Source organism: Pseudomonas sp. S06B 330 (assembly GCF_002845275.2).
In the GTDB taxonomy this organism is placed as follows: Bacteria; Pseudomonadota; Gammaproteobacteria; order Pseudomonadales; family Pseudomonadaceae; genus Aquipseudomonas.
In genome coordinates this window covers 4,714,949-4,741,087 of record NZ_CP088149.1, presented here as the reverse complement: position 1 = coordinate 4,741,087, position 26,139 = coordinate 4,714,949, and the positions used below count along the sequence as shown (strand labels likewise).

General features: G+C 60.1%; 23 protein-coding genes. 9 read left to right on the top strand and 14 right to left on the bottom strand.

All coding sequences use genetic code 11. The annotated features are described in order from the left end of the window. Positions 1–48: 48 nt before the first annotated feature. The 4 genes from CX511_RS21220 to CX511_RS21205 all read left to right on the top strand — a co-directional run bounded on the left by CX511_RS21220 (position 49) and on the right by CX511_RS21205 (position 3,029). Positions 49–699 carry a FadR/GntR family transcriptional regulator gene (locus CX511_RS21220; RefSeq protein WP_045184827.1) on the top strand — a complete coding sequence of 217 codons (651 nt, stop codon included), beginning with the start codon at positions 49–51 and terminating at the stop codon, positions 697–699. Positions 700–714: 15 nt separating this feature from the next. Beyond that, entirely contained in the window at positions 715–1,998 is a 1,284-nt protein-coding gene (locus tag CX511_RS21215) for a CynX/NimT family MFS transporter (RefSeq protein WP_045184830.1), read from the top strand. Between the two features lie 223 nt (positions 1,999–2,221). Next, entirely contained in the window at positions 2,222–2,692 is a 471-nt protein-coding gene (locus CX511_RS21210) for a nuclear transport factor 2 family protein (RefSeq protein ID WP_045184834.1), read from the top strand. A 43-nt stretch (positions 2,693–2,735) separates the two neighbouring features. Further along, positions 2,736–3,029 carry a GIY-YIG nuclease family protein gene (locus CX511_RS21205; protein ID WP_045184837.1) on the top strand — a complete coding sequence of 98 codons (294 nt, stop codon included), beginning with the start codon at positions 2,736–2,738 and terminating at the stop codon, positions 3,027–3,029. Here CX511_RS21205 and yejK read toward each other — a convergent pair. Further along, complete coding sequence (yejK, locus tag CX511_RS21200) at positions 3,010–4,017, bottom strand: nucleoid-associated protein YejK (protein ID WP_045184840.1); 1,008 nt, start codon at positions 4,015–4,017, stop codon at positions 3,010–3,012. The two genes, CX511_RS21205 and yejK, sit on opposite strands and share 20 nt — an antisense overlap. 406 nt (positions 4,018–4,423) lie before the next feature. Between yejK and CX511_RS21195 the strand changes: the two genes are divergently transcribed. The 3 genes from CX511_RS21195 (at position 4,424) to CX511_RS21185 (ending at position 6,106) form a co-directional block, all read left to right on the top strand. Next, positions 4,424–4,705 (top strand): HU family DNA-binding protein, encoded by a 282-nt coding sequence (locus CX511_RS21195; protein ID WP_009398256.1) that lies wholly within the window; start codon positions 4,424–4,426, stop codon positions 4,703–4,705. Between the two features lie 247 nt (positions 4,706–4,952). Further along, on the top strand, positions 4,953–5,246 hold the full coding sequence (locus CX511_RS21190; RefSeq protein WP_220639103.1) for a transposase: 294 nt from the start codon (positions 4,953–4,955) through the stop codon (positions 5,244–5,246). After that, entirely contained in the window at positions 5,243–6,106 is an 864-nt protein-coding gene (locus tag CX511_RS21185; RefSeq protein WP_220639111.1) for an IS3 family transposase, read from the top strand. Before CX511_RS21190 ends, CX511_RS21185 begins: the two co-directional genes overlap by 4 nt. 687 nt (positions 6,107–6,793) lie before the next feature. On the opposite strand, the gene rlmF is transcribed toward CX511_RS21185, so the two are convergent. The 5 genes from rlmF to CX511_RS21160 all read right to left on the bottom strand — a co-directional run bounded on the left by rlmF (position 6,794) and on the right by CX511_RS21160 (position 13,180). Next, positions 6,794–7,756 carry a 23S rRNA (adenine(1618)-N(6))-methyltransferase RlmF gene (gene rlmF, locus CX511_RS21180; protein WP_045190148.1) on the bottom strand — a complete coding sequence of 321 codons (963 nt, stop codon included), beginning with the start codon at positions 7,754–7,756 and terminating at the stop codon, positions 6,794–6,796. Between the two features lie 109 nt (positions 7,757–7,865). Continuing rightward, positions 7,866–10,712 carry a valine--tRNA ligase gene (locus tag CX511_RS21175; protein ID WP_045190149.1) on the bottom strand — a complete coding sequence of 949 codons (2,847 nt, stop codon included), beginning with the start codon at positions 10,710–10,712 and terminating at the stop codon, positions 7,866–7,868. 135 nt (positions 10,713–10,847) lie between these two features. Then, positions 10,848–11,201: a hypothetical protein gene (locus tag CX511_RS21170; RefSeq protein WP_045190152.1), complete on the bottom strand. Its 354-nt coding sequence runs from the start codon at positions 11,199–11,201 to the stop codon at positions 10,848–10,850. A gap of 5 nt (positions 11,202–11,206) precedes the next feature. Further along, on the bottom strand, positions 11,207–11,635 hold the full coding sequence (locus tag CX511_RS21165) for a DNA polymerase III subunit chi (protein WP_045190154.1): 429 nt from the start codon (positions 11,633–11,635) through the stop codon (positions 11,207–11,209). A gap of 51 nt (positions 11,636–11,686) precedes the next feature. Then, entirely contained in the window at positions 11,687–13,180 is a 1,494-nt protein-coding gene (locus CX511_RS21160) for a leucyl aminopeptidase (RefSeq protein ID WP_101292140.1), read from the bottom strand. 287 nt (positions 13,181–13,467) lie between these two features. Between CX511_RS21160 and lptF the strand changes: the two genes are divergently transcribed. Both lptF and lptG read left to right on the top strand, forming a co-directional pair. Next, entirely contained in the window at positions 13,468–14,583 is a 1,116-nt protein-coding gene (gene lptF / locus CX511_RS21155) for an LPS export ABC transporter permease LptF (protein WP_045190157.1), read from the top strand. Continuing rightward, entirely contained in the window at positions 14,576–15,637 is a 1,062-nt protein-coding gene (gene lptG, locus CX511_RS21150; RefSeq protein ID WP_045190159.1) for an LPS export ABC transporter permease LptG, read from the top strand. The genes lptF and lptG overlap by 8 nt, the downstream gene beginning before the upstream one ends. A 180-nt stretch (positions 15,638–15,817) precedes the next feature. On the opposite strand, the gene CX511_RS21145 is transcribed toward lptG, so the two are convergent. From CX511_RS21145 to gcsR, 8 genes are all read right to left on the bottom strand, one after another. Then, complete coding sequence (locus tag CX511_RS21145) at positions 15,818–16,306, bottom strand: RDD family protein (RefSeq protein WP_045190161.1); 489 nt, start codon at positions 16,304–16,306, stop codon at positions 15,818–15,820. Positions 16,307–16,402: 96 nt separating this feature from the next. After that, positions 16,403–16,615: a cold-shock protein gene (locus CX511_RS21140; protein ID WP_007931076.1), complete on the bottom strand. Its 213-nt coding sequence runs from the start codon at positions 16,613–16,615 to the stop codon at positions 16,403–16,405. Between the two features lie 349 nt (positions 16,616–16,964). After that, positions 16,965–18,089, bottom strand: coding sequence for a glycine cleavage system aminomethyltransferase GcvT (gene gcvT, locus CX511_RS21135; protein WP_101292141.1), 1,125 nt, complete (start codon positions 18,087–18,089; stop codon positions 16,965–16,967). Between the two features lie 28 nt (positions 18,090–18,117). Beyond that, positions 18,118–19,494: an L-serine ammonia-lyase gene (locus CX511_RS21130; RefSeq protein ID WP_101292154.1), complete on the bottom strand. Its 1,377-nt coding sequence runs from the start codon at positions 19,492–19,494 to the stop codon at positions 18,118–18,120. 113 nt (positions 19,495–19,607) lie between these two features. Then, positions 19,608–22,463: an aminomethyl-transferring glycine dehydrogenase gene (gene gcvP / locus CX511_RS21125; protein WP_045190166.1), complete on the bottom strand. Its 2,856-nt coding sequence runs from the start codon at positions 22,461–22,463 to the stop codon at positions 19,608–19,610. A 9-nt stretch (positions 22,464–22,472) separates the two neighbouring features. Further along, the gene (gene gcvH, locus CX511_RS21120) at positions 22,473–22,856 is read right to left on the bottom strand and encodes a glycine cleavage system protein GcvH (RefSeq protein WP_101292142.1); all 384 of its coding nucleotides are present in this window, start codon (positions 22,854–22,856) and stop codon (positions 22,473–22,475) included. Between the two features lie 313 nt (positions 22,857–23,169). Beyond that, positions 23,170–24,375 carry a sodium/glutamate symporter gene (gltS, locus tag CX511_RS21115; protein WP_045190170.1) on the bottom strand — a complete coding sequence of 402 codons (1,206 nt, stop codon included), beginning with the start codon at positions 24,373–24,375 and terminating at the stop codon, positions 23,170–23,172. A 155-nt stretch (positions 24,376–24,530) separates the two neighbouring features. Beyond that, positions 24,531–26,039: a transcriptional regulator GcsR gene (gcsR, locus tag CX511_RS21110; RefSeq protein ID WP_045190172.1), complete on the bottom strand. Its 1,509-nt coding sequence runs from the start codon at positions 26,037–26,039 to the stop codon at positions 24,531–24,533. Between the last annotated feature and the right edge of the window lie 100 nt (positions 26,040–26,139).

The window sequence follows — 26,139 nt, the reverse complement described above, 5'->3', positions numbered from 1 at the left end:
AACAAAGCGCTATCCTTCTTCTCCGAATTCATCCGATGATTGGATGTCATGACGTTACTTATTAAACGCTCTTTGGTCGAGCAAGCGGTCGATCAACTGCGCCAGCGGGTCGCCAGCGGCGCTTGGGCCGTGGGTCAGCGCTTGCCTACCGAACCGGAGCTGGCCAGTGAACTGGGCATCAGCCGTAACACCGTACGCGAAGCCATGCGTGTCTTGGCCTTCAGCGGCCTGGTCGAAGTTCGCCAAGGTGATGGCAGCTACTTGCGTACCGCTGTTGATCCGTTACAGGCGGTCCAGGCTTTATCGCGGTGCAGCCTGGAGCAGGCGCGGGAAACCCGGCATATCCTCGAGGCCGAAGCCATTGGCCTGGCCGCATTGCGGCGTACGGAAGAAGACCTGCAAGGGCTGCGCGAAGCGCTTGCCCATAGCAGCGAGCATTTTCATGCTGACCTTGAGCAGTACGTCAGCTGCGACCTGATTTTCCATCAGCGGCTGGTGGATGCTGCACACAACCCGGCCCTGAGTGAACTGTACCGCTACTTTTCCGGGGTGGTTGCCGCAACCTTGCACCACAACCTCAGTCACGCTCCCCGCTGCCAGCAGGTCTTTGACCTGCACGGGCAGATTCTCGATGCCATCGAACATCGCGATTCAGCCAAGGCCAAGGCCCTGAGCCGGACCCTTATCAACGAATCCTGACCTTGCGAGACTGCCATGGCGCATGACGCTACTCGAACCGCTGCGACGGCCAATGGGCCGGAGCTTGAAGAATTGCTGATCGACGCCGAAGTCGATGACGAACAGGTGCAACAACAGCCGGTGCTGCTCAAGCGCCCTTGGCTGTTGCTGGTAGGTCTGGTGCTGGTGGCGCTGAACTTGCGCCCGGCGTTGTCGAGCATGGCGCCGCTGCTTAGCCTGGTTTCTGATAGCTTGGGTTTGAGCGCCGCACAAGCGGGCCTGCTGACCACGTTGCCGGTCCTCTGTCTGGGCCTGTTTGCACCGTTGGCACCGATACTGGCCCGACGTTTTGGCAGTGAGCGAGTGGTCTTCGGCATCCTACTGACCTTGGCAGCGGGCATCGCCGTGCGCAGCGCCTTTGGCACGACCGGTATTTTCGTTGGCAGCATTATGGCCGGGGCGAGTATCGGCGTGATTGGGGTACTGTTGCCGGGCATCGTCAAACGCGACTTTCCCAAGCATGCCGGGACCCTGACCGGGGTCTATACCATGGCTTTGTGCCTGGGTGCGGCGATGGCGGCAGGCGCCACCGTTCCCTTGAGCGAGCGACTGGGGGACAGTTGGTCGTTGGGGCTGGGCGTCTGGTTGATTCCGGCGCTGCTGGCAGCGCTTATCTGGTTGCCTCAGGCCCGGCATGGACATGGCGCCCATCACGTCGCCTACCGCGTACGTGGCCTGCTGCGTGATCCGTTGGCCTGGCAGGTCACGTTGTACATGGGGTTGCAATCATCGTTGGCCTATATCGTCTTTGGCTGGTTGCCTTCGATTCTCATCGGGCGTGGCCTGTCGCCGACCGAGGCGGGCCTGGTGCTCTCCGGCTCGGTGATCGTGCAGTTGATCAGCTCGCTCAGTGCACCGTGGCTGGCAACGCGTGGCAAGGACCAGCGTCTGGCCATTGTCGTGGTGATGTTGCTGGCGTTGGCGGGGTTGTTCGGTTGCCTGTATGCGCCGCTTGATGGTTTGTGGGGCTGGGCCGTGGTGCTTGGGCTGGGGCAGGGCGGTACCTTTGCCTTGGCGCTGACGCTGATTGTGCTGCGCTCCAAGGACGCGCATGTTGCGGCGAACCTGTCGAGTATGGCTCAAGGTGTGGGTTACACCCTGGCGTCGATGGGGCCCTTTGCCGTGGGCTTGGTGCACGATATGACCGGCGGCTGGAATGCCGTGGGCTGGATTTTTGCGGTGTTGGGTGTCGGCGCCATCGGCTTTGGTTTGAAGGCCGGTCGCAACCTGCATGTTCAGGTGGTCAGCGAGCGGGTTTGAGTGAGGTCTGTGGGAGCCGACCTTGCCGGCGATGGGGACGGCGCGGTGTCAGCCAGTGCGTGGTGTCTGCATCGCTGGCAAGGCCAGCTCCCACAACGAAGCAAGTAAACCCGATACGCTCAGGGTGAGTCGATCTGGGTATTGGCCAGGTTAATGCCAATAGCTTTTTGCTGCAGGCGCGACCTATTGTGCGCATCTATCCCATCGCAAACGGACCTGCCCCATGAGCGACACCAACCGTGCTTTGATCACCCGCTTCTATCAGGCCTTCCAGCGCTTGGACGCCGAGGCCATGGTGGCCTGCTACAGCGACGACATCACGTTCAGCGACCCGGCCTTCGGTACCTTGCATGGCCAGGACGCTGGGGACATGTGGCGCATGCTCACCACCCGCGCCAAGGACTTTTCCCTGACCTTCGACACGGTGCGTGCCGATGAGCGCACTGGCAGTGCCCACTGGGTCGCCACTTACCTGTTCAGTCAGACGGGGCGCACGGTGATCAACGACATCCAGGCCCGCTTCGTCTTTCGTGATGGCAAGATTTGCGAGCATCACGACAGCTTTGACCTGTGGGGTTGGTCGCGGCAGGCATTGGGCTTCAAAGGTCTTGTGCTGGGTTGGACGCCTTGGGTGGCGGACAAGGTGCGTGCGCAGGCAACAAAGGGCCTGCGCGCGTTCCAGGCCGGGCGCTGACGCGGTAAGCTGTCGGCTTTGCAGCCTCGCCTCGACTTTGCCTGTGACCGATCTACCAACTGTTCCCAAACCCTGGTTCGTTTACCTGGTACGCGCCGCCAACGGTTCGTTGTACTGCGGTATCAGTGACAACCCGCAACGACGGTTTGCGGCCCACCAGAAGGGCACCGGTGCGCGCTATTTCAAGACCAGCCCAGCGATGGCGCTGGTCTACGTCGAACAATGGCCAGATAAAGGCGAGGCGTTGCGCCAGGAGCGCTTGGTGAAGAAGTTGCGCAAGAGCGCCAAGGAGGCCTTGGTGGCCTCCTGGCAAGGCCTTAGTCCTTGCGACGCTTGAGCTGATCGGTCAGCTGCGTCGGCAGTCCCTTGATGATCAAGGTGCCGTTCTCTTCATCGTATTCGATCTTCGAGCCCAGCAGGTGAGCCTCAAAGCTGATCGACAGGCCTTCGGCGCGACCCGTGAAGCGCCTGAACTGGTTCAGGGTGCGTTTGTCGGCAGGGATTTCCGGCGAAAGGCCGTAGTCTTTATTGCGAATGTGATCATAGAAGGCCCGCGGACGGTCTTCGTCGATCAGGCCTGAAAGCTCCTCGAGCGTTACCGGTTCACCGGCTTTGGTCTGGCTGGTAGCATACTCGACCAGGGTCTGGGTTTTCTCCCGGGCGGCTTCCTCAGGCAAGTCCTCGCTTTCGACAAAGTCACTGAATGCCTTGAGCAGAGTACGGGTTTCGCCGGGGCCGTCGACGCCTTCCTGGCAGCCGATAAAGTCGCGGAAGTACTCCGAGACTTTCTTGCCGTTCTTGCCTTTGATAAACGAGATGTACTGCTTTGACGCCTTGTTGTTCTGCCACTCGGAAATGTTGATGCGGGCAGCCAGGTGCAGTTGGCCCAGGTCCAGGTGGCGCGATGGGGTGACGTCCAGTTCGGCGTTCACGGCCACACCTTCACTGTGGTGCAGCAAGGCAATCGCCAGGTAGTCGGTCATGCCTTGCTGGTAGTGGGCAAACAGTACGTGCCCCCCCACCGACAGGTTGGATTCTTCCATCAGCTTTTGCAGATGCTCGACGGCCACCCGGCTGAAGGCGGTGAAGGTGCTGCCTTCTTCCAGGTACTCTTTGAGCCAGCCGCTGAACGGGTGCGCGCCGGATTCAGCGTGGAAAAAGCCCCAGGCTTTGCCCTGTTTGGCGTTGTAGCTGTCGTTGAGGTCGGCCAGGAGGTTTTCGATGGCGCTGGACTCGGCAAGCTCAGTATCACGTGCGTGCAGCACAGCAGGGCTGCCATCGGGCTTCTTGTCGATCAGGTGGACAATGCAATGACGGATCGGCATGGGATTCTCGGTTGAAAATGGGCGGTGCAGGCCGCGTTGCAAAGTTGCCAAGTGTACCTCAGCACTGAGGTGATTCAGCGGCCAGATGTTGGCAGATATGGCTGTTGTTCGTTTTTTGTTCAGTTTTTTGCGTTTTTTCGCGCAAACCCCCGAAAAACCTGCACATTTAGCCTGTCAGCAGCGGATATTTATCCATTCCTGTGGTAGTTTTGCCCGGTCTTGCGCCCCGTGTGTGGCGCATTGCTGGCAGACCGCTCGCGTCACGTCGAACCAAACGTCAATTTGTGTATCTACATACGCGTTGATGTGGCTGTAACACCGGACCGCCGGATACCCGCAGGTCTGGCTCGATGACTGACGTAGCACTCTGCATACTCACTGAATTTGATAGGGAAGGAACACCACCATGGCATTGACCAAAGACCAACTGATCGCCGATATCGCTGAAGCTATCGACGCGCCAAAAACCACCGCGCGTAACGCTCTGGAGCAACTGGGTCAGATCGTTGCTGATCAACTGGAAAATGGCAGCGAAATCACTCTGCCAGGCATCGGCAAACTGAAAATCACCGAGCGTCCTGCCCGTACCGGCCGTAACCCTTCGACTGGCGCTGCGATCGAAATCGCTGCCAAGAAAGTCGTCAAGTTCGTGCCAGCCAAAGTGCTGACCGACGCTGTAAACAAGTAATTGTAAACAGTTTCGAAAAAGCCGCGTCCGGGTTGCCCGGACGCGGCTTTTTTATGATTCTTCACGGATTATCGGGGAAGATGCTCTTGGGCTTGGGCTTGGGGCTTATCCATTCAATGCGGCGATGCTGCCGGCCCCTTCCGCCCTTACGGCGGCCTACTTTTTTCTTGGAAAAAGTAGGCATGGAACTGTCCCGTGACAACGGACGCCAAGAAGCGATACTTAAATCGCTCTCTTGGAGGTTGCCATGTACCCAAGCACTCGCCGTAACTATACCGATGAGTTCAAGGCTCAAGCCGTCGCATTAGCTGAAAGCGTTGGCAGAACCGAAGCTGCCCGCCAGCTAGAGATGTCCGTGAAAACGCTGGATAACTGGGTTGATGCCACGCGCAGAGGCCAGCCGTTGAGTTCACCTGAACGCAAGCCCATCACCAAGGAAGACAGTGAGCTCGCTCGCCTGCGGGCCGAGATTGCCGAGCTAAAAATGGAGCGTGAAATCCTAAAAAAGGCGGCGGTATTCTTTGCCAAAGAGTCCAGGTGAGATACGCCTTCGTCGCTACTGAGCGGACTCAATACCCCGTACGTGTGTTGTGTCGGGTGATGGATGTCTCGGTTTCAGGTTTCTACGATTACACGCACCGTCAGTCTCGCCCTGACCCTGACGCTCAAATTCGCATTGAGTTGCGTAAGGCCTATGCGGCCAGTCGAAACACCTACGGCCGGCCACGGCTAGTGGCAGCCTTGCGCCAGAAATTGCACGCGGTGGGCCACAAACGGGTTAGGCGGTTGATGCAGGAGGAGCAGATACGGGGCAAGTCCAAAGGCAGTTTCAGGCCCTGCACCACGGACAGCCACCATTACTTGCCGGTTGCAAGTAATGTGCTGGCGCGTCAGTTTTCCATCGATAACCTCACGCCAACCTGGGTCAGTGATATCACCTATCTCCCAACCAAGGAAGGTTGGTTGTATCTGGCCATAGTGTTGAGTATCCAAACCCGCCAGATACTGGGTTACAGCTTGTCTGATCGAATGCCTGACGACTTGGTCGAACGCGCGTTTCTGAACGCCTGGAGCGCCTGCTCTGGCGCCAACGGAGCGGTATTTCACTCCGATCAGGGCCGTCAGTACGCGAGCAGTAAGTTTCGCCTGACACTGGCCAAGAAGGACTTCACACAGAGCATGAGCCGAAGGGGAAACTGTTGGGACAACGCGGTGGCCGAGAGCTTTTTCGCTACGCTGAAAAGAGAGGAGGCTTGCGGGATCTACCCCACGAAAAAACAGGCGCAGTTATCAATCGCCAGTTACATCCATGGGTTTTACAACAGCAGCCGACTGCACTCTGCGCTGGGCTACCGTTCTCCGAACGAATATGCCAAAGGCTTGAGGCAGAGGGCTGGATAACCAGCTTCTTGGCGTCCGCTACCTGGGGGCAGACCCAGCAAAACCGCTGGCTCCTGCATACGGCCCTACGCTACGCTTCGGGTCCCCTCGCTCCGGCACCTTCCGGGGCCACGCGGCCTACGACTTGCTTCGCCAAGTCTACGTCTCGCGTCTTCGGCTACGCCGAAGGTGCTGCGCACTGCCCCTACAGGTACCTCCACTCAGCCTCCTGAAGTCGCAGATTGCGGCGCCTGAATTTACGCGTATGAAGATCAAGATCACAATTGGTCAGCAAGTACCTGCAATGGGGTTCGGCTATCCACTGCAAAACGTGCGTTCGAAGATAACGCCAGCCTAGGCGCCGTCCGTAACTTCGCGACTTCAGGAGGCCGAGTGGAGGTGTCTGGAGGGGGTAGGTGCGCAGCACCCTTCGGCGTAGCCGAAGTCGCGAGACGGAGACTTTGCGAAGCAAGTCGTAGGCCGCGCTCCCCCGGAAGGCACCGGAGCGAGGGGACCCGAAGCGTAGCGTAGGGCCGTATGAATGGAGCGGGCGGTTTTGGTTCCTTTTGCCAAGACAAAAGGGACCCGCCGTAAAGGCGGAAGGGGCCAGTAACGTCGCCACATCGACCGGATAAGTTCACGTTCTAAACACCCAGCACCAGCACCAGCACCAAAAACATCTTCCCGAGATTCCGTGAAGAACCTTTTTTATGCCTTGCTGCTGGTCCAGCGCAGTTGTCGCCAGGCTTGGCGGGCGTTGGCATCCTGAAAGGTCCAGGCGACCATGCGGCTCTGCTTTTGCCCCTGACCCATTTCGCTTACGCGCACATCCGCTGCACCAGCCTTCTTCAGCGCGGCCTGAATGCCGGGCAGGTTGGAGGCCTTGGACACCAGAGAGGTGAACCACAACACCTGTTGGCCGAGGGCCGCGCTTTCTGCCACCAGCTGGCTGACGAAACGGATCTCACCGCCTTCGCACCAGAGTTCGTTGTTTTGTCCGCCAAAGTTCAGCACTGGCAATTTACGCTTGGGATCGGCTTTGCCCAATGCTCGCCATTTGCGTTGGCTGCCGCGCGTGGCTTCCTCCCGTGACGCATGGAAGGGCGGGTTGCACAGGGTCAGGTCGTAGCGCTCGTCGTCTTTGAGCAAACCCTGGAGGATATGTTTGCGGCTCGCTTGCTGGCGCAGACCGATGGCTTTATCCAGGCCGTTGGCCTGGACGATGGCCTTGGCTGCGGCCAGCGCGGTGGTGTCGATGTCGCTGCCGAGAAAGCGCCAGCGGTAATCACTGTGGCCCAGCAGCGGGTAGATGCAGTTGGCACCGACACCGATATCCAAGGCGCGCACTTGGCCGCCGCGAGGAATCTCACCGTTGTTATCGAGGGCCAGCAGGTCGGCGGCGACGTGAATGTAGTCAGCGCGACCAGGAATTGGCGGGCACAGGTAGTCGGCTGGGATATCCCAATGCTGGATGCCGTACTGGGCTTTGAGCAGGGCACGGTTGAATACCCGGACGGCTTCGGGGTTGGCGAAATCGATGCTCGGCTTGCCGTGGGGGTTGGTGATCATGAACTGGCCCAGTTCTGGGCTGCTCTTGATCAGCTCGGGAAAGTTGTAGCGACCCTGATGGCGGTTGCGCGGGTGCAGGGTCGGTTTGTCTGGTGTGGTCATCTTTGTGTCCGGTGGAAAGCATCGCGGGCAACGCCCGCTCCCACAAAGTCATGTGCTGACTTGTGGCAGCGGGTGTTGCCCGCGATAGCATCACTGAAGTCAGCGATCGTTACAGTGCGGCAATCCGCGCATGCTGCTCGGTGAAGTTGGCCAGGGCCTGTTCGGCTTCAGCCAGCTTGGCGCGTTCCTTGTCGATCACGGCCGGTGGGGCCTTGTCGACGAAGGCGGCATTGGACAGCTTGCCACCCACACGCTGGACCTCGCCCTGCAGGCGCTGGATTTCCTTGTTCAGGCGCGCAAGCTCGGCATCCTTGTCGATCAGGCCTGCCATCGGCACCAGCACTTGCAGGTCACCGACCAGCGCGGTAGCGCTCAGCGGTGCTTCTTCCTGCTCACCGAGCACGGTGAAGGACTCGATTTTCGCCAGCTTTTTCAGCAGCGCTTCGTTTTCCTGCAGGCGACGCTGGTCTTCGGCACTGGCGTTCTTGAGGAACAGTTGCAGTGGCTTGCCTGGGCCGATGTTCATCTCGCCGCGGATGTTGCGCACACCGAGCATCAGTTCCTTGAGCCACTCGATATCGCCTTCGGCAGCGGCATCGATGCGGCTTTCGTTGGCCACTGGCCATGGCTGCAGCATGATGGTCTTGCCTTCAGCACCGGCCAACGGCGCAAGGCGCTGCCAGATTTCTTCGGTGATGAACGGCATGAACGGATGGGCCAGACGCAGGGCCACTTCCAGCACGCGGACCAGGGTGCGACGGGTACCGCGGGCGCGTTCGACCGGGGCGTTCTCGTCCCACAGAACCGGCTTGGACAATTCCAGGTACCAGTCGCAATATTGGTTCCAGATGAACTCGTAGAGCGCCTGAGCGGCCAGGTCGAAGCGGAACTGCTCCAACTGGCGGGTCACTTCGGCTTCGGTACGCTGCAGTTGCGAGATGATCCAGCGATCAGCCAGCGACAGCTCGTAGGCTTCGCCGTTCTGGCCGCAGTCTTCGCCCTTGTCCAGCACGTAGCGGGCGGCGTTCCAGATCTTGTTGCAGAAGTTGCGATAGCCTTCGACGCGGCCCATGTCGAACTTGATGTCGCGACCGGTGGACGCCAGCGAGCAGAAGGTAAAGCGCAGGGCGTCGGTGCCGTAGCTGGCGATGCCTTCAGGGAACTCGGCCTTGGTCTGCTTGGCGATCTTTTCGGCCAGCTTTGGCTGCATCATGCCGCTGGTACGTTTTTCCAGCAGCGCGTCGAGGGTGATGCCGTCGACGATGTCCAGCGGGTCAAGAACGTTGCCCTTGGACTTGGACATCTTCTGGCCCAGGCCATCTCGGACCAGACCATGGACGTAGACCGTCTTGAACGGTACCTGCGGGGTACCATCCTCGTTCTTCACCAGGTGCATGGTCAGCATGATCATCCGGGCGACCCAGAAGAAAATGATGTCGAAGCCGGTGACCAGCACGTCGGTGGAGTGGAAGGTCTTGAGGAATTCGGTCTGCTGCGGCCAGCCCAAGGTCGAGAAGGTCCACAGGCCAGAGCTGAACCAAGTGTCGAGAACGTCGTTGTCCTGGTTCAGAACCACGTCGGCGCCGAGCTTGTGCTTGCTGCGAACTTCTTCTTCGCTGCGGCCAACGTAGACCTTGCCGGACTCGTCGTACCAGGCCGGAATACGGTGGCCCCACCACAGCTGACGGCTGATGCACCAGTCCTGGATATCGCGCATCCAGGAGAAGTACATGTTTTCGTATTGCTTGGGCACGAACTGGATGCGGCCATCTTCGACAGCAGCGATCGCCGGCTCAGCCAGCGGCTTGGTCGACACATACCACTGGTCGGTCAGCCACGGCTCGATAACGGTGCCGGAGCGGTCGCCTTTCGGCACTTTCAGGGCGTGATCGTCGACACTGACCAGCAGGCCAGCTGCGTCGAAGTCGGCAACGATCTGCTTGCGTGCAACGAAGCGGTCAAGACCGGCATATTGGGCAGGCAGGGTGGCGTCGACGCTTTCGTTGACGCTACCGTCAAGGTTGAAAACCTGGGCGGCCGGCAAGACGAAGGCGTTTTTGTCGAAGATGTTCAGCAGCGGCAGGTTGTGACGCTTGCCGACTTCGTAGTCGTTGAAATCGTGAGCCGGAGTGATCTTCACACAGCCGGTACCGAATTCAGGGTCGCAATAGTCATCACCGATGATCGGGATGCGACGGCCAACCAGCGGCAGCTCGACGAACTTGCCGATCAATGCCTTGTAGCGCTCGTCTTCAGGGTTCACGGCTACGGCTGCGTCGCCGAGCATGGTTTCCGGACGGGTGGTGGCAACGATCAGGTAGTCTTTGCCGTCGGCCGTTTTGGCGCCGTCAGCCAGCGGATAGCGCAGGTTCCACAGGTGGCCCTTCTCGTCGTGGTTTTCCACTTCGAGGTCGGAGATTGCCGTGTGCAGCTTGGTGTCCCAGTTGACCAGGCGCTTGCCGCGGTAGATCAGGCCGTCTTCATGCAGGCGTACGAAAGCTTCCTTGACCGCTTCGGACAGGCCGTCGTCCATGGTGAAGCGCTCACGGCTCCAATCCACCGAGGAACCCAGGCGGCGAATCTGACGGCTGATGTTGCCACCGGATTGGTCTTTCCATTCCCAGACTTTTTCCAGGAATTTCTCGCGACCCAGGTCGTGGCGGTTCTGGCCTTTGGCTTCGAGTTGACGCTCGACCAGCATCTGCGTGGCGATACCGGCGTGGTCGGTACCTGGCTGCCACAGGGTGTTACGACCCTGCATGCGGCGGAAACGAATCAGGGCATCCATGATCGCGTTGTTGAAGCCATGACCCATGTGCAGGCTGCCGGTAACGTTCGGCGGCGGAATCATGATGGTGTAGGCATCGCCCGCGCCTTGCGGGGCGAAATAATTCTCGGACTCCCAGGTGTTGTACCAGGAAGTTTCAATAGCGTGCGGCTGGTAGGTCTTATCCATGCGCGGCGGGACCCTTAGGCATTTATTCAGGAAAGCCGGAGAGTATAACGAAGCGGCAAGCTTCAAGCGACCAGCTGCAAGCTCAGAACGCCGCACGGCACTTGCAGCTGGTCGTTTGAAGCTTGCTGCTGCTCTTTATTGATTGAGCAGGCGCTCGAGGCGGGCATCAAGACGGCGTTTGATCTCGTTTTCGATATGCGGAGTGAAGTCGTTGATCACGTCTTGCATGATCAATTGTGCCGCCGCGCGTAACTCGGCATCCAGGTGCAATAGGGTTTCCTGGCGTTTGGCCTGCGGGTCGAGTGCCGGCTCGGACGCTGCGACAGGTGCAGGCTCAGGCTCAGCTTCATCGAGCAGCAACGGAATCTGCTCTTCGACAGTGTCGGTCAGCAAAGGCGGTTCAAGGGATTCATCGCCCAGTAGCTGACGGATCGACTCAAGGTCGTCCAGCAGGTGTGCGGATTGCGGCAGGGAAGTGGGTTTGTCCATTGTTTTCAGAGTCGCTGTAAGCGGTGATCCTGCAGAGCATAGCCCTGTTCGCGGTAGAAGCGGAAACTCTCTCGGGCAGCCTGACGAATCGTCGGCTCCTCGACCACGATCTCGGCGATACGGGCAAAGCGTGCGGCGAACGGCGGTACCTTCAGGTCCAGGTTGATCAGCAGGTCATGATGGCTGCCGGGATCGTCACCCAATCCCAGTACCACGTTGCCTTGCGGCTGTTCTTCAGCGCCATTGTGCGGCACAAAAGCCTCACCCTTGAACGCCCACAAACGGGCATCCAGTTCTTCACGCTGGGCGGTATCGGTGCAATGCAGGTAAACCTGATGCCCCATGCGCCAGGCCTTGTCGCAGAGCTTGCAGGCAAAATCCAGGCGCGCCGAGGGCGCGTCGCTGGGCAGAATATAAAAGTCGACTTTGCTCATGATCAGTGGGCCGGCTGCCTACACCCTGGGGCGCAGGCGGCCGGCAGACACTCAGGCGCTGGCGCGATCGAGCAAGTATTGGGTCAGCAGCGGGACCGGACGGCCAGTGGCGCCCTTGTCCTTGCCACCACTGATCCAGGCAGTGCCGGCGATGTCCAGGTGCGCCCAGTTGTAAGCCTTGGCAAAGCGCGACAGGAAGCACCCGGCGGTGATGGTGCCGGCCTTCGGCCCGCCAATGTTGGCGATGTCGGCGAACGGGCTGTCGAGCTGTTCCTGGTATTCATCGAACAGCGGCAGTTGCCAGGCACGGTCGTCGGCACGTTTGCCGGCGTCGAGCAACTGGCTGACCAACTCGTCGTTGTTACCCATCAGGCCCGAGGTTTGGCTACCCAGGGCAACGATACAGGCGCCGGTCAGGGTCGCGATGTCGACCACTGCCTGAGGCTTGAAGCGCTCGGCATAGGTCAGTGTGTCGCACAACACCAGGCGGCCTTCGGCGTCGGTGTTGAGAATCTCGACGGTCTGCCCGCTCATGGTGGTGACGATGTCGCCCGGACGGGTGGCGCCGCCACTTGGCATGTTTTCGGCGCAGGCCAGCAGGCATACCAGGTTAATCGGCAGTTGCAGTTCGAGCACCGCGCGCAGGGTGCCGAACACACTGGCGGCACCGCCCATGTCGTATTTCATCTCATCCATACCGGCACCAGGCTTGAGGCTGATGCCGCCGGTGTCGAAGGTGATGCCCTTGCCGACCAGTACGAACGGTTTCTCGCTCTTCTTGCCGCCTTGGTGGTTGAGCACGATCAGGCGTGGCGGCTGGTCGCTGCCCTGGCCAACGGCGTAGAACGCGCCCATGCCCAGTTCCTTGATTTTTTTCTCGTCGAGGATGTCGACTTTCAGGCCCTTGTAAGCCTTGCCCAGCCCCTTGGCCTGCTCGGCCAGGTAGCTTGGGTGGCAGACGTTGGGTGGCAGGTTGCCAAGATCACGGGCGAAGCGCATGCCAGCGGCAATGGCCGTGGCGTGCTTGACTGCGCGTTCGACATCGGCGGCACCGGCCTTGTCGGCCAGCAGGGTGATTTTCTTCAGCGCGCGCGGTTCGGCCTTCTTACTCTTAAACTGGTCGAAGACATATTCGCCGTCGAGCAGGGTTTCGGTCAGCAGGCGCGATTTGCCATAGAACGCATCGCGGCCAGCGACAGCGACATCGCCCAGGGACAGCACCGCATCGTTACCGTTGAGGCCCTTGAGCACCGCCAGTACGGCGCTAACCACCTTGCGCCAGCTGCGGTCACCCAGCTCGCTGTCCTTGCCAGTGCCGACCAGCAGCACGCGTTCGGCCTTGAGGTTCGGCAGGCTTTGCAGCAGCAGGGTCTGGCCCAGCTTGCCGGTCAGGTCGCCGCGCTTGAGCACCGCACTCAGGGCACCCCCGCAGGCTTCGTCGATTGCCTTGGCGCTGGCGCCGAGTTTACGGCCTTCAGCAACTGGCAGGACCAGTGTGGCGGTTTTCAAGGATGCAGCGGCTACGCTTTTTACAACCAGTTCCATGTCAGGTTCCCCGAATGATCTGTCTTTGCACGCTGTCTTTGCAGGTGCATTAAGCGAGCTGGCCGCGTGGTCGCGTGCCAGTGATAAAGCCGCCAGTTTGAGCCTGCTCGGACCGACCTGACAACCCCGTTGGCGATGCATTGTGCGTCGCCAGTGACAGGCACGGCCAATCACAGGATAATGCGCCAACTTTTGTGCGGGCACGCTATGGCGAGCCAGCAACTATTCTTGGCTGTTATGGATTTTTTGTTTGGCTGTCCGAGCCTGACAACCCAGGAGTGTCTGGTTTGATCGTCTTCCGATATCTGTCCCGCGAGGTCCTGGTGACCTTGAGTGCCGTCAGCGCTGTGCTGCTGGTCATCATTATGAGTGGGCGCTTCATCAAATACCTGGCCCAGGCGGCCCAGGGTGTGCTCGATCCGGGTGTGCTGTTCCTGATTATGGGGTATCGCCTGCCAGGCTTCCTGCAGCTGATTCTGCCCCTGGGCTTGTTCCTGGGCATCCTCCTGGCCTACGGTCGCCTGTACCTGGAAAGCGAGATGACCGTGCTCTCGGCCACTGGCATGAGCCAGCAGCGCCTGCTCGGCATGACCATGGCTCCGGCAGCATTGGTGGCTGTACTGGTTGCCTGGTTGAGCCTGGGCCTGGCGCCACAGGGGGTTACCCAGGTGGCGCAGATCATCAACCAGCAGGATGCCCTGACTGAGTTCGATACCCTGGTGCCAGGGCGTTTCCAGACCTTGCGTGATGGCTCACGGGTTACTTATACCGAGCAGTTGTCCGAAGACCGCGGCAATCTGGCGGGGGTGTTCATTTCCGAAAAGCGCTTCTCTCAGGACAAGACCAAGGAGCGGGCGCCTTCGGTGCTGGTGGCGGAAAAGGGCCGTCAGGAAATCGGTGCCGACGGCAACCGTTACCTGATTCTGGAAAACGGCTACCGCTACGACGGTAACCCTGGGCAAGCCGATTACCGGGCGATCAAGTACGACACCTATGGCGTACTGTTGCCCAAGCCTGAAGTCAGTGAGGAAATCACCGACCGTGAAGCCATTCCGACCTCCGAGCTGATCGGCAGTGATGGGCGTCGCGAGCGCGCCGAGCTGCAATGGCGTCTGTCGCTGCCGCTGCTGGTGTTTGTAGTCACCCTGTTGGCAGTACCGCTGTCACGGGTCAATCCGCGCCAAGGCCGCTTCCTCAAGCTGCTGCCAGCCATTCTTCTGTATATGGCGTACCTGACAATGTTGATTGCCGTACGTGGTGCCCTGGAAAAAGGCAAATTGCCGATCGGCCTGGGTATCTGGTGGGTTCACGGCGTGTTCCTGCTCATTGGCCTTGGGCTGATGTACTGGGAGCCGCTACGCCTCAAGCGTGCCGCACGGCGTGCGGAGGTGGCCCATGGTTAAGCTCGATCGCTACATCGGCAAGAGCGTGCTGCTGGCCATTCTTGCCGTACTCGGGATCATCCTCGGTCTGGCTTCGCTGTTTGCCTTCATCGACGAGATGGGCGATGTCAGCGACACCTACACCCTCATGGATGCCGGCAATTTCGTCTTGCTGACGGCGCCACGACGGCTCTATGACATGTTGCCAATGGCCGCCCTGATCGGCTGTCTGATCGGCCTCGGCAGCTTGGCCAGCAGCAGCGAGCTGACCATCATGCGCGCCGCCGGGGTGTCTATCGGTCGTATCGTCTGGGCGGTAATGAAGCCGATGCTGGTACTGATGCTCGCCGGTATCCTGATCGGCGAGTACCTGGCGCCGGTAACCGAGAACAAGGCTCAGGCTGACCGTTCGTTGGCCCAGGGTAGTGGTGATGCGCAGAGCTCCAAGCGCGGTATGTGGCATCGCCAGGGTGATGAGTTCGTGCACATCAACTCGGTGCAGCCTAATGGCCTGTTGTACGGTGTCACCCGTTACCGTTTCGACAATGAGCGCCATCTGCTCACCTCAAGCTTTGCCCGTCGCGCTCAGTACCAGGAAGATCACTGGCAACTGAGCGACGTGACTACCACGCATTTCCGTGGTGATCACACTGAAGTCATCAAGGCTCCGGTAGAGCGTTGGGATGTTACTGTTACCCCGCAACTGCTCAACACGGTGGTGCTGGCGCCGGAGTCCCTGTCGATCACCGGGCTTTGGGATTACATCCACTACCTGTCCGACCAGGGCTTGAACAACGCCCGTTACTGGTTGGCGTTCTGGACCAAAGTTCTGCAGCCGATGGTGACTGCCGCGTTGGTGCTGATGGCCATCTCGTTCATCTTTGGCCCCTTGCGTTCGGTAACCCTCGGCCAGCGGGTATTCACTGGCGTACTGGTGGGCTTCGTGTTCCGCATCGGTCAGGACTTGCTCGGGCCATCGAGCCAGGTCTTTGGTTTCCCGCCGCTGTTGGCGGTAGTGATTCCGGCGGCGATCTGTGCTGGTGCCGGACTGTGGATGTTGCGACGCGCAGGTTAAGCGTTGCGGGCATAAAAAAGCCGACCCTAGGGTCGGCTTTTTTGTGCCTGCCCCTTGTGGGAGCCGGCTTTGCCGGCGATGGCATCGGCGCGGTGTCAGGTGCTGCGTCGCTGGCAAGGCCAATTCCCACAAAGATCAACTGAGTCGGTTGTTCACGCAGTTGAAACTAGCGCTGCAACGTTATTTGCTGCGCTTGGGGAGCTGCACCACCTGCGTATCAGAATACATGTCATGCCAGGTGCGCTTGCGCTTGTCGATCAGCGACCAGATGAAACCCAAGCCCAGGCACAGCCAGGAGGCGATAGCGACGACAAAGCGCAACAGGGCCTGCCACAGGCTGATCGCGCTGCCATCGGCGTTCTGTACGCGAATGCGCCATACCTGCATGCCCAGCGTCTGTCCACCATGGGTCCAGAACTTGGCGAAGAAGCCGAACAAGACGAACAACAGGACAGTGGACAACAACGGATCGCCGTCCAGCGCGCCCGCTTCAGTCAGCGCTCGCATCCTAGTCTCACCGATAATCGCCATCTGAATCATCTTGTACACGCCGGCAGTCACGATCAGCAGCGCGGTACACAAAAGAAAATCGTAGAACATGGCGGCCAGGCGCCGACCCAGGCCGACGACTGGGAAATCGCCCTGGGGCTGCAACAACTGCTTGGGCATACACGGGCCCTCCTTGGGCAAAACGCACATTCTACGGAATTGCACGCACAAAAAAGCCCCTGCTGTTGCCAGCAGGGGCTTCTTTGTTGATGAAGATCAGCCTTCGGCTTGAACTTCGTCAGCCTGCATGCCTTTCTGGCCTTGCACGGCGATGAAGGTGACTTTCTGGCCTTCTTTCAGGCTCTTGAAGCCATTACCCTGGATAGCGCGGAAATGTACGAACAGATCCGGACCGCTTTCTGGAGTGATGAAACCAAAACCTTTCTCGTCGTTAAACCACTTGACGGTACCGCTCTGACGTTGGGACATTGTCTTATTTCCTTTGAAACTTAGAATTAGTAACAGCTTCTTCCAAATGAAAGAGTACTGGGCTGGGTTGCAGGAAAGTAAGAGACGTCGAACGGGTTGTAGCAAATCTCAGCGCTACTGCCCAGGTCACGAACCATAGCGACCCATGCAAACACAGTGCAGTGACTCTACGCTAACTCTGTCGGCAAAAACAAGCCCTCAAAGCCGCCCCGGCTCTACCTTTTAGCGTCCGTTCGGTCGATTTTTTTTTGCTCATTCCAGCGCGTGCTGTGACGCTTTTCGAAAGTAATAAAACGCGTTCGAATTCGAAAATCCAAACGCGTGATGACACAAAGTTTCAACTAACGATTCAGCCGCGGTAATAGCGCTGGGCAACGAACGGCATCTTGCTGACTTTCATGGCGACGCGTTTACCGCGAACAATGGCCCAGACTGGGGTATCAAGTGCCGTATGCGCGCTATCCAGATAGCCCATCGCCACGGGACCGGCCAGGGTTGGACCGAAGCCGCCGCTGCAGACCTTACCAATGACACAACCGGTGTCATCGACAATTTCCGCGTCCTCGCGCACTGGCGTGCGTTCCTGTGGCAGCAAGCCGACCCGTTTGCGGGCGACACCGCTGTGTTGCTGAGCGAAAATCTGCTCGGCACCGGGGAAACCGCCGGCGCGGGCGCCGTCCGCCCGACGTACTTTGGAAATGGCCCATAGCACGCTGGCTTCGATGGGCGTGGTCTGGGTGTTCATGTCATGGCCATACAGACACAGGCCGGCTTCCAGGCGCAGGGAGTCGCGGGCGCCAAGACCAATCGCAGCGACTTCTGGCTCAGCCAGCAGGCGGCGGGCCAAGGCGTCGGCCTGCTCGGCTGGAACGGAAATTTCGAAGCCGTCTTCACCGGTGTAGCCCGAGCGGCTGACGTAGCAGTCAGTACCCAGCAGTTGCACCGACTGGAACTGCATGAAGGTCATTTTTGCTACCTCTGGTGCCAGGCGCGCCAGCACGGTGGCCGCCGCCGGGCCTTGAAGGGCCAGTAGCGCACGTTCTTCGAACAGTGGCTGGATCTGGCACTGATCGCCGATGTGCTGACGCAAGTGGGCCAGGTCCTGGTCCTTGCAGGCGGCGTTGACCACCAGAAACAGTTCATCGTTACCCAGATTGGCGACCATCAGGTCGTCAAGGATGCCGCCGTGTTCATTGGTGAACATGGCATACCGTTGCATACCCACTGGCAAGTCAATGATGTCGACCGGCACCAGGGTTTCCAGGGCCTGGGCCGCATTGGCGCCGCTCAGGCGAATCTGGCCCATATGCGAAACATCGAACAGGCCCGCCTGTTCACGCGTGTGCAGGTGTTCTTTCATCACCCCCAGCGGATACTGGACCGGCATGTCATAGCCGGCGAACGGCACCATGCGCGCGCCCAGTTCCAGGTGCAGGGCGTGCAGTGGGGTCTTGTGCAGTGTTTCGGTGGACATTGTTGACTCCTTGGTGCGTGAGAGGGTGTCAGCATTCGATGATGTTGACGGCCAGACCGCCGCGGGCGGTCTCCTTGTATTTGCTTTTCATGTCGGCGCCGGTCTGGCGCATGGTGCGGATGACCTTGTCGAGGGAGACGAAATGCTGACCGTCGCCGCGCAGTGCCATGCGCACCGCATTGATGGCCTTGACCGAGCCCATGGCATTGCGTTCGATGCACGGCACCTGGACCAGCCCGCCGATTGGGTCGCAGGTAAGACCGAGGTTATGTTCCATGCCAATCTCGGCAGCGTTTTCGACCTGCTGGACACTGCCGCCCATGACCTCGCACAGGGCGCCGGCGGCCATCGAACAGGCCACCCCGACCTCGCCCTGGCAGCCGACTTCGGCGCCGGAGATCGAGGCGTTCTCTTTGTAGAGGATGCCAATCGCGGCGGCGGTGAGCAGAAAGCGCACCACGCCGTCTTCGTTGGCGCCGGGGATGAAGCGTATGTAGTAGTGCAGCACGGCCGGGACGATGCCAGCGGCGCCATTGGTGGGCGCTGTGACCACGCGTCCGCCAAAGGCGTTTTCCTCGTTGACCGCCAGGGCGTAGAGGTTGACCCAGTCCAGTACCGACAACGCGTCGCGCAGACTCGCCTCGGGGTTGCTGCACAGTTGGCGATACAGGGCAGCGGCGCGGCGCTTGACCTTAAGCCCACCCGGCAGGATGCCTTCGTTGCGGCATCCGGCGGCGACGCAGTCCTGCATCACTTGCCAGATGCGCAGCAGGCCGCTGCGGGTTTCGCTTTCCGGGCGCCAGGCTGCCTCGTTGGCCAACATGACCTGACTGATCGACAGGTTCTGAGCGGTGCAATGGCCAAGTAGTTCTTTAGCGGTTTTGAATGGGAAGGGCAGCACTGTGCTGTCTTCGACAATACGGTCGGCGCCTGCGGCGTCCTCGTCGACGACAAAGCCACCGCCCACCGAGTAGTACTCGCGGCTGCGGATCTGCAGGCCGGCATGGTCGAAGGCGCGAAAGATCATGCCGTTGGGGTGATAGGCCAGGGGCTTGCGAATCATCGCCAGGTGTTGTTTTTCGTTGAAGTCGATGGCGTGCTCACCGAGCAGGTGCAACCGGCCACTGGTGCGGATGACCTGCAGGCGGGCGGGGATGCTCTCGGTGTCGACACTGTCGGGGTGCTCACCTTCAAGGCCGAGCAATACCGCCTTGTCGCTGCCGTGGCCTTTGCCCGTAGCTCCTAATGAGCCATAGAGCTCGGCTTTGACACTGACCGTGGTGGCCAGCAGGCCGTCACGACGTAAACCTTCGGCAAAACGCGCAGCAGCGCGCATGGGGCCGACGGTATGGGAACTGGAGGGGCCGATGCCGATCTTGAACAGGTCGAAGACGCTCAGTGACATGGTCGTACCCTCGTTGTTGATGAAGAGCATCGCCGGCAAGGCCGGCTCCCACAATGATGTTCACTGAACCTGTGGGAGCTGGTCTTGCCAGCGATAAAGCCCGAAAGCCCGACTCAAACGTCCTGATAGCTCTCGATCGACGGGCAGGCGCAGATCAGATTACGGTCGCCAAAGACGTTGTCGACACGACCGACCGGTGGCCAGTACTTGCCTTCTACCAGCGTCGCCAGCGGGTACACCGCCTGCTCGCGGCTGTACGGGTGGCTCCATTCGCCGGCGATTTCAGCAGCGGTGTGTGGCGCGTTCTTCAGCGGGTTGTCGTCCTTGTCCAGGCTGCCGTTTTCTACCGCGCGAATCTCTTCGCGAATGCGGATCATCGCCTCGCAGAAGCGGTCCAGTTCTTCCTTGGACTCGCTTTCGGTCGGTTCGATCATCAGCGTGCCGGCCACTGGGAACGACATGGTCGGGGCATGGAAGCCAAAATCGATCAGACGCTTGGCGACGTCGTCGACGCTGATACCGCTGCTGTCTTTGAGCGGACGCAGGTCAAGAATGCACTCATGCGCCACCAGGCTATTGCTGCCGGTGTACAACACAGGATAGTGCTCTTCCAGGCGGCGGGCGATGTAGTTGGCGTTGAGGATCGCCATCTGCGAAGCGCGCTTGAGGCCGGCACCGCCCATCATGCGGATGTACATCCAGGTGATCGGCAGGATGCTGGCGCTGCCGAACGGTGCGGCGCAGACCGCCCCCTGTTTGTTTTCCATATGCCCGTGACCTGGCAGGAACGGCGCCAGGTGAGACTTGACGCCGATCGGGCCGACGCCCGGACCGCCACCGCCGTGGGGGATACAGAAGGTCTTGTGCAGGTTCAGGTGCGAGACGTCACCGCCGAACTTGCCCGGGGCACACAGGCCGACCATGGCGTTCATGTTGGCGCCGTCGATGTACACCTGGCCGCCGTTGTCGTGGATGATCGCGCAGATGTCGCCGATGGCTTCTTCGAACACGCCGTGGGTCGACGGGTAGGTGATCATCAGTGCGGCGAGGTGCTCGCGGTGCTCGATGGCTTTGGCACGCAGGTCGTCGATGTCGACGTTGCCGCGGGCGTCACAGGCGGTCACCACCACGCGCATGCCGGCCATGTGGGCGGTGGCCGGGTTGGTGCCGTGGGCCGAGGACGGGATCAGGCAGATATCGCGGCGGGCGTCGCCACGGCTCTGGTGGTAAGCGCGAATGGCCAGCAGGCCGGCGTATTCACCTTGGGAGCCGGCATTGGGCTGCAGCGACACGGCGTCATAGCCGGTGGCGGCGCAGAGCATCGCTTCCAGCTCGTCGGTCAGCTGTTGGTAGCCCTGGCTCTGCTCAGCAGGTGCGAACGGGTGCAGGTTGCCGAACTCGGCCCAGGTCACCGGAATCATTTCGCTGGCGGCATTGAGCTTCATGGTGCACGAACCCAGCGGGATCATGGTGCGGTCCAGCGCCAGGTCCTTGTCGGCCAGGCGGCGCAGGTAGCGCATCAGCTCGGTTTCGCTGTGGTAGCGGTTAAACACCGGATGCTCAAGAATTGCCGACTGACGCAGGAGGTCGGCAGGCAGTTGCAATTGAACGCCGGCGGCCAGGGTGCTGAATTCAGGAACAGCTTTCCCGTCAGCGAACAGCTGCCACAGCGCTTCGACATCAGCCTGAGTGCTGGTTTCATCCAGCGACAGGCCCAGGCGCTGAGCGTCGATCTGGCGCAGGTTCAGGCGCTGAGCACGGGCCTTGTCGTGCAGGGCTGCCGTGGCGTTGCCGGTGGCCAGGGTCAGGGTGTCGAAGAACGCTTCGGTTTCGACACTCACACCGATTTGCTTGAGACCGGCGGCGAGGACCGCGGTCAGTGCGTGAGTACGCTCGGCGATCTGCTTCAGGCCCTGTGGACCGTGGTACACGGCGTACATGCTGGCGATGTTGGCCAGCAGTACCTGAGCGGTGCAGATGTTGCTGGTAGCTTTCTCGCGACGGATATGTTGCTCGCGGGTCTGCATGGCCAGACGCAGGGCGGTCTTGCCGAAGCGATCGATTGACACGCCGACCAGACGGCCCGGCATGTCGCGCTTGAACGCGTCACGGGTGGAGAAGTACGCAGCATGCGGGCCACCGAAGCCCAGTGGCACGCCGAAGCGTTGTGCGCTGCCGATGGCCACATCAGCGCCGAACTCTCCAGGCGGGGTCAGCAGGGTCAAGGCCAGGAGGTCGGCAGCAACAGCGACCAAGGCATTGGCAGCGTGGAAACGCTCAACCAGTTCGCGGTAATCGAAGACTTCTCCGTTGCTGGCCGGGTATTGCAGCAGGGCGCCGAAGTAGGCACCGACATCATCCAGCTCACGCTCATCGCCGACCACGACTTCGATACCCAGCGGCTCGGCACGGGTGCGCAGTACGTCGAGGGTCTGTGGGTGGCAATGCACGGAAGCGAAGAAGGCATGGCTGCTCTTGTTCTTGCTCAGGCGCTTGCAGAAGGTCATGGCTTCGGCGGCCGCGGTGGCTTCATCGAGCAACGAGGCGTTGGCGATCGGCAGGCCTGTGAGGTCGCTGATCAGGGTCTGGAAATTCAGCAGCGCTTCCAGGCGGCCCTGAGAAATCTCTGGCTGGTACGGGGTGTAGGCAGTGTACCAGGCTGGGTTTTCCAGCAGGTTACGCAGGATCGGGGCTGGGGTATGGCAGTTGTAGTAACCCTGGCCGATGAAGCTCTTGAACAGCTGGTTGTTGGCGGCGATGGCTTTGAGCGAAGCCAGGGCGTCGGCTTCGCTTTGCCCGTCGCCCAGTTCCAGTACGCTGGTGCCCTTGATGCTGTCAGGAATAACCGCAGCGCTCATGGTCTCCAGGGAGTCGAAGCCGAGGGTCGCGAGCATCTGTTGCTCGTCACGCTGGCGTGGGCCGATATGACGGGCAATGAATTCGTTAGCAGTGCCGAGGTTGATGGTCATGACGAGTCCTCAGGCGTTAGCGTTGGCGGTGATCAGGCGGTCGTAGGCGTCCTGGTCGAGCAGCCGCTCAACGGCGCCAGCGTCGGTCGGAATGAAACGGAAGAACCAGCCTTCACCCAGCGGGTCTTCGTTGACCAGCTCAGGGCTGTCTTCGAGCTGGTCATTGACGGCGATCACTTCACCGCTCAGGGGCATGTACACGCCGCTGGCCGCTTTTACCGACTCAACGGTGGAGGCTTCGGCGCCCTGGTCGTAGTTTTTCAGCTCTGGCAGTTGCACGTAGACCACATCACCCAAGGCGTTCTGGGCGAAGGCAGTAATCCCGACGGTGACGCTGCCGTCAGCTTCAGTACGCAACCATTCGTGATCTTCGGTAAAACGCAACTCGCTCATGGAAACTCCTCAAGGGTAGGCGTGGCTCAAGTTCGGCACTGAGCACTGATAATGAGGGTTTCCTTAGCAATATTGCGGCCAGTATAAAAAAATACTTATAAATCAGTGTCTTAAGATATTTTTGTGAAAATTCGTTCATTCTGATGGAATGAAAACGCTACAGATAGGGAGGTGGCGAAAAGGTTCGGAGGATCAACCCCTTGCAGATGGGGACTTGGATGGGTGTGTAACAAATTCGCTACAGTGTAGCGTTTTCGATACGACCCTTGCGCGAAATTGTTCGCGAAAGGGCCTGAACGCCGTACCCGGGCTTTCAAACGGCGACGAAGAATGGCAACGCCAAGTACAACTTGATCACGATGACATTGATGATGTCGATGAAGAACGCGCCGACCATTGGTACCGCCAGGAAGGCTATCTGCGACGGTCCGAAGCGTTGCGTCACGGCCTGCATGTTGGCGATGGCCGTTGGCGTTGCACCAAGACCGAACCCGCAATGTCCTGCTGCCAACACTGCCGCATCGTAATTGCTGCCCATGATTCGGAACGTCACGAAGATCGCAAACAGCGCCATGACCAATGTCTGTGCAGCCAGAAGAATGAAGAATGGCAATGCCAATGCCGCCAGATCCCATAGCTTGAGCGACATCAGCGCGATCGCCAGAAACAGCGACAAGCTGACATTGCCCAATACTGAAACTTCGCGCTCGAAAACCTGATACACGCCTAATAATGAAAGCCCGTTGCGCACCAGGACACCCACAAACAAAACGCAAACAAATGTCGGCAATTCGAATGCGCTGCCGTGGAGCAGGCTATTCAAGAGGGTGCCGGCCATCAGGCTGACCGCAATCAGCGCGAGCGTTTCGATCATTGTGAATGGCGTAATCAAACGCTCTTTGTTCGGCTGTTCAAAGCCTTTTGGGGCGCGGGGCATTTCATGTTCCATGCCGGGTGTCTGGACACGCTTGATGAGCAAGCGGGCAACAGGCCCGCCAATCAGCCCGCCCAGCACCAGGCCAAACGTGGCAGCGGCCAGTGCCAGCTCACTGGCGGACGCCAGACCGTATTTCTCACTGAAGGTCGCGCCCCACGCAGCGCCCGTGCCGTGGCCGCCCGACAAGGAAATCGAGCCGGACAACAAGCCCATCAAGGGATCGAGCCCCAGTGTCTTGGCCAGGGCGATACCCATGGCGTTCTGGACCAGCAGCAGTCCGGTGACTGCCAGTAGGAAAATACCGACTATGCGTCCGCCTTTCTTCAAGCTCGCGATATCGGCACTCAAACCGATGGTGGCAAAAAAAGCCAACATCAAGGGCGTTTGCAGTGAAGTATCAAACTGAACCTGCAGCTCCATGGCGCGCAGCCCCAGAAGCAGCAGGGCAACCAGCAGCCCCCCGGCTACCGGTTCGGGAATATTGTAAGTGCGCAAGAAGCCAACGCGTGTAACAAGCCCGCGGCCTAGTAAAAGCACCAGGGAAGCGGCCACAAGTGTGCCGTAGAAATCGAGTGCAAGCATTCAGGTTACTCTTTGCTCTAATTAGAGGCGAACGTTGCCTGGGGACGCCTTTGAGGGGGCGAGTTTATGGGCAATGTCAGCACTCTACGGTTAGGAAAATTCTGAATAACCTTGCGATTTCGCTCTGTAGGTAACAAAGGCGTGCGAACAACAACTCAGGCCTTGTCGGGAATGCCATATTTGCGCAACCGCTGGGCAATGGCAGTGTGCGATGTCTGCAACCTCCCGGCCAACTGCCGGGTGGACGGGTAGCTGGCATACAGACGCTGCAGCAGCTCGCGCTCAAAATCACCCACGGCCTGCTCCAGGCTCGCCACCTCACCATCCTGACCGCGCGCTACCGAGGTACCGGCGATGTCCAGGTCGCCGATGTCCACCAGGTTGCTTTCACAGATGGCCGCGGCGCGGAATATCACGTTCTGCAGCTGGCGTACGTTACCCGGCCAGGGGTTGGCCAGCAGTGCCGAGTGGGTGGCTGGTGTCAGGCGGCAAGCTGGGCGCTGGATCTGCGTGCAGGCTTGCTGCATGAAATAGTGCGCGAGCATGAGTATGTCCTGGCCACGCTCACGCAGTGGCGGTACCTGCAGATTGAGCACATTCAGGCGGTAGAACAGGTCTTCACGGAAGGTGCCTTCGGCGACCATGCGCTCCAGGTCGCGGTGGGTGGCGCTGATGATACGCACATCGACCTTCACCTCACGGTCGCCTCCCACGCGGCGGAAGCTGCCGTCACTGAGAAAACGCAGCAGTTTGGCCTGCAGGTAAGGTGACATCTCGCCAATCTCGTCGAGAAACACCGTGCCCTGGTTGGCCAGTTCCATCAGCCCGGGTTTGCCACCACGCTGCGCACCGGTGAACGCGCCGGGTGCGTAGCCGAACAGTTCGCTCTCGGCCAGGCTCTCTGGCAGCGCGGCGCAGTTGAGCGCAAGGAATGGCGCCGTGTGGCGGCTGCTGGTGGCATGGCACGCGCGAGCCACCAGCTCCTTGCCGGTGCCTGTCTCGCCATGCACCAGCAGTGGCGCATCGAGGGCCGCGACGCGCAGGGCGCGGACTTTGAGCGTGCGGATCGCCGGGGACTCACCGAGAAGTGCGTCGAAGCCTTCGGCATGTTCGTGGTGCAGGGCCGACAGGCGTTCGCCCATGCGGTTGGGCGGGTAGAGGGTCAGCAGGCCGCCAACATTGGTGATAGGGGTGGCATCGAGCAGCAGGCTCTGGCCGTTGAGCTGCATTTCGCGCATCGGCAGGTGGAAGTTGTTGTCCAGCAGGGCCTGCAGCAGGGCGGGGTCATCGAACAGCTCGCCTACCGAACGCCCGGCCGACTCACGGCCGCAGAGGGCGATCAGCGCGGGGTTGGCCAGCAGCACCTGGCCGGCACTGTCCACGGCCAGCACCGGGTCGCTCATGGCGGCCAGAAGAGCATCGAGCTGCAGGTGGCGGCGCTGGCCGGGGAGGATGTCGACCACGTCTACCGACTGCACGCCACGCACTTCGAACAGCGCGTCGTGCAGTTCTTCGAGCACGGCTGGGCTGAGGGTCGGGGCATCAATGTAGACGTTGGGTGGCACCATCTCCACGGCATCCAGATTGAGATTGCGGGCACCGAGCAGGGCCAGCACTTCCTGGGTGATACCGACGCGGTCGATGAAGCTGACGTGGATGCGCATAGGAGGGAGGACGGTTCAAGGCTGCCGAAGTGGGCAAGTATGCCTTGCGACCGCTTTGCGGTCGAATCGCCGGCAAGGCCGGCTCCCACAACGGTCTGCA